Below are 3772 nucleotides of genomic sequence, written 5' to 3' on the forward strand. Positions count from 1 at the left end.
CGCCCCTGACCGTAGGTCGCCAACAACGCCTGCGCCTCGATCGGATCACCCAACCGCGTACCCGTACCATGCGCCTCGACCACATCGACCTCGTCGGCCCGAACCCCGGAGTTGGCCAGCGCCTGCCGGATGACGCGTTGTTGGGAGGGGCCGTTGGGGGCGGTCAGACCGTTGCTGGCACCGTCCTGGTTCACCGCCGAGCCGCGCACGACCGCCAGCACTCGATGGCCGTTCCGCCTCGCGTCGGAGAGACGTTCGAGCAGAAGCAGCCCTACCCCCTCACTCCAGCCGGTGCCGTCCGCGGCGGCGGCGAAGGACTTGCACCGCCCATCGGGGGACAGGCCACGTTGCATGCTGAACTCGGTGAAGACACCGGGTGTTGCCATCACGGTGACACCACCGGCCAGGGCCAGGGAGCACTCGCCGCTGCGCAGCGCCTGCGCGGCCAGGTGGATGGCCACCAGGGAGGAGGAGCACGCGGTGTCGACAGTCATCGCTGCCCCCTCGAACCCGAAGGTGTAGGCGACCCGACCGGAGGCGACGCTGCCCGAGCTGCCGTTGAGCAGGTAGCCCTCCATTCCTTCGGGGACGGAGCCGAAGCGGCCGGCGTAGTCGCCGTACATGATTCCGGTGAAGACGCCGGTGGGGGTGTCGCGGAGGGTCGTGGGGTCGACGCCGGCGCGTTCGATGGTCTCCCAGGCGACCTCGAGGAGGAGGCGTTGCTGGGGGTCCATGGCGAGGGCCTCGCGCGGACTGATACCGAAGAAGGCGGGGTCGAAGTTGTCGGCGTCGTACAGGAATCCGCCGTGCCGCGTGTAGGACTTGCCCGGCTTTCCCGGCTCGGGGTCGTACAGGGTCTCGACATCCCAGTCACGGGTGGCCGGAAACTCGGCGACGGCGTCCGTCCCGCTCGCGACCAGCGTCCACAGGTCCTCCGCAGAGTGCACGCCGCCCGGGTACCGGCAGCCCATGGCCACGATGGCGATGGGCTCGTCGGTGGCGACGGTGGTAACGGTGACGGGGGCGGTGGTGGTGTCGGCGCTCGGGGCGAGGGTGGCGAGGAGGTGGCCGGCCAGGCGGCGCGGGCTGGGGTAGTCGAAGACGAGCGTCGCGGGGAGGTGCAGGCCGGTGGCGGTGTTGAGGCGGTTGCGGAACTCGACTGCGGTCAGCGAGTCGAAGCCGAGGTCCCTGAACGCCTGGTCGAGGGTGATGCCGTCGGGCGTGGCGTGGCCCAGAACCTGGGCGACGTGGGTGCGGACGAGGGTGGCCAGAGCGTCCTCGGCGTCCTCGGCGGAGAGCCGGCCCAGGCGATCGAGCAGGCCCGTGGTGTCGGTCGCCGTGGCGGCCTTGCGGACGGAGACGCGCACGAGGCCCCGGAGGACCGCGGGAAGAGTGCCGGCCTCCAGATGGGGACGGAGCAGGGCGGGGAGGATCTTGGCGGGAACCGGGCAGGCGACACCCGAAACCCGGGCGGCCTCGAACAGGGCCATCCCCTCCTCCGCCGTGAGGGGCTTGATCCCCAGGCGGGCCAGGCGGGTGAGATGCACGTCGTCCAGGTGGCCGGTCATGCCGCTGCTGTCGGACCACAACCCCCAGGCCAGGGAGGTGGCGGGCAGGCCGTCGGCGCGACGGTACTGGGCCAGCGCGTCGAGAAAGACGTTCGCCGCCGCGTAGTTGCCCTGGCCCGGATTGCCCAGAACTCCCGCCATGGAGGAGAACAGCACGAACTCGGCGAGGTCGGTCCCACGGGTGAGTTCGTGCAGGTGCCAGGCGGCGTCGACCTTGGGGCGGAACACATTGTCGACGCGCTCCGGCGTCAGCGAGGTGATGGTGCCGTCGTCGAGGACTCCGGCGGTGTGTACGACGGCGGTGAGGGGGTGTTCGGTGGGGATGGCCGCCAAGAGCGCGGCGAGGGCGTCGCGGTCGGCGGTGTCGCAGGCGGCGATGGTGACCTTGACGCCCGACTCGGCCAGTTCGGCGGCGAGTTCGGACGCGCCCGGAGCATCGAGGCCGCGTCGGCCGACCAGCAGCAGGTGGCCGGCCCGCCGAGCCTTCGCGTAACGGCGGGCGAACAACGTGCCGAGAGTGCCCGTGCCCCCGGTGATCAGGACCGTGCCGCCCACGGCGGGCTCCGGCACGGCGGCGACATCGGAGGCTGTCTCCCGCACGAGCCGGGGGACGTACGGTTGCCGATCGCCGTCACGCAGAGCCACCTGCGGCTCGCCGCTGCCCAAGGCCGCCCGGAACGCCTCGACGGAGACGGTGTCCTCGTCCTCCAGATCGATCACGGTGAAGCGACCGGGGTTCTCGCTCTGAGCCGTACGGATCAGACCCCAGACGGCGGCGTGTGCGAGGTTGGGCGACTCGATATCGGCGTGGACCACGACGGCTCGCCGGGTGACGAACACCAGCCGGCTGTCGGCGGCCCGCTCCTCGGCCAGCCACGCCTGGATCATGTCCAAGGCGTACCGAACCGCCTCGCGCGCGGCGCCGGGAACATCCTCGACCGAGCCTTCGGACCGGCCCAGTAGACCGGTGGCGACGACCAGGCCCGGGAAGGCAGTGGCCTCGTCCGCCGAGAGCTCCGCCAACCCCGGATGGCTCTCGACGCCGACATCGGCGGGCTGCGACGTGACCGGTCCCGCGCCGACGATGGGCCCCACGAACGCCATTCGTCCGACGTCGAGGGCATCCGCGTCGGGCGCGGAGGTCCAGGCCAGACGGAACAGGTGGTCCTCTCCCCCGGTCGCGACGGCCTTCGCCAGTTGCTCGGCGGTGATCGACCGGATGGCCAGCGATGCCACCTCGGCGACCGGTTGCCCGGTGGGATCGGCGAGTTCGACACGCAACGTTCCCGCGTCGGAGGGGGTGATCCGGACGCGCAGCGCCCGGGCGCCCACCGCGTGAAGCCGGACGTTCGACCAGGCGAACGGAAGAAGCACCCGGTCCGAACCCTGCTCGGGATCGGTGGCGGCGATCGGGTGGAGTGTGGCGTCGAGGAGCGCGGGGTGGATGCCGTAGTGGTCGGCGTCGGTGGTGGCGTCGGTGGGGAGGGCGACCTCGGCATAGAGGGTGTCGCCGTCGCGCCAGGCGGCGGTCAGGCCCTGGAAGACGCCGTCATAGCGGTAGCCGCGGTCGGCGAGGCGGTCGTAGAGGGTGTCGACGGGCAGCGTTGTGGCGCCGGCCGGTGGCCAGGCCACCGGCTCGGCCCATGCGGCCGGGTCCGCCGCGGCGGACGCCTGGAGGGTGAGGACGCCGATGGCGTGGCGGGTCCAGCGCCCGTCGGGTGTGGCGTCGTCGGGTCGGGAGTGGACGGTGAGGGTCCGGCGGCCGTCGTGGTCGGCTGCGCCCACGTGCGCTTGAAGGTGGATCCCGCCGGTGGCCGGGAGGGTGAGAGGCGCTTCGAGGGTGAGGTCTTCCAGGTGGGGGGTGTCGGTGGCCTGGCCGGCGTGGAGCGCGATTTCGATGAACGCGGATCCGGACAGCAGGGGCGTGCCGTGGACGGCATGGTCGGCCGCCCAGGGGTGGCTGCGCAGTGACAGGCGACCGGTGAACAGGTGCCCGTCGCCGTCCGCGAGGGCGACGGCGGCACCGAGCAGGCCGTGGTCCGCGTCGTGCAGCCCGAGGGTGTGGGGGTCGGTGGCGGCGGCGGGCCGGAGCCAGTAGTGCTCCCGTTGGAAGGGGTAGGTGGGGAGGTCGAGGTGGGTGGGTGGGGTGGTGGGATAGAAGCGCGTCCAGTCGGTGGTGGTGTGGGTGTGGACGGTGGCGAGTG

1 protein-coding gene is annotated in these 3772 nt (G+C 72.0%); it reads right to left on the reverse strand.

The features are described 5' to 3' along the window. Nucleotides 1-3772 (reverse strand): type I polyketide synthase (locus tag ACZ4FV_RS51755; RefSeq protein WP_465328391.1); only part of this gene is annotated, 3772 nt, incomplete at both ends.

The organism is Embleya sp. NPDC025285 (genome assembly GCF_055558835.1).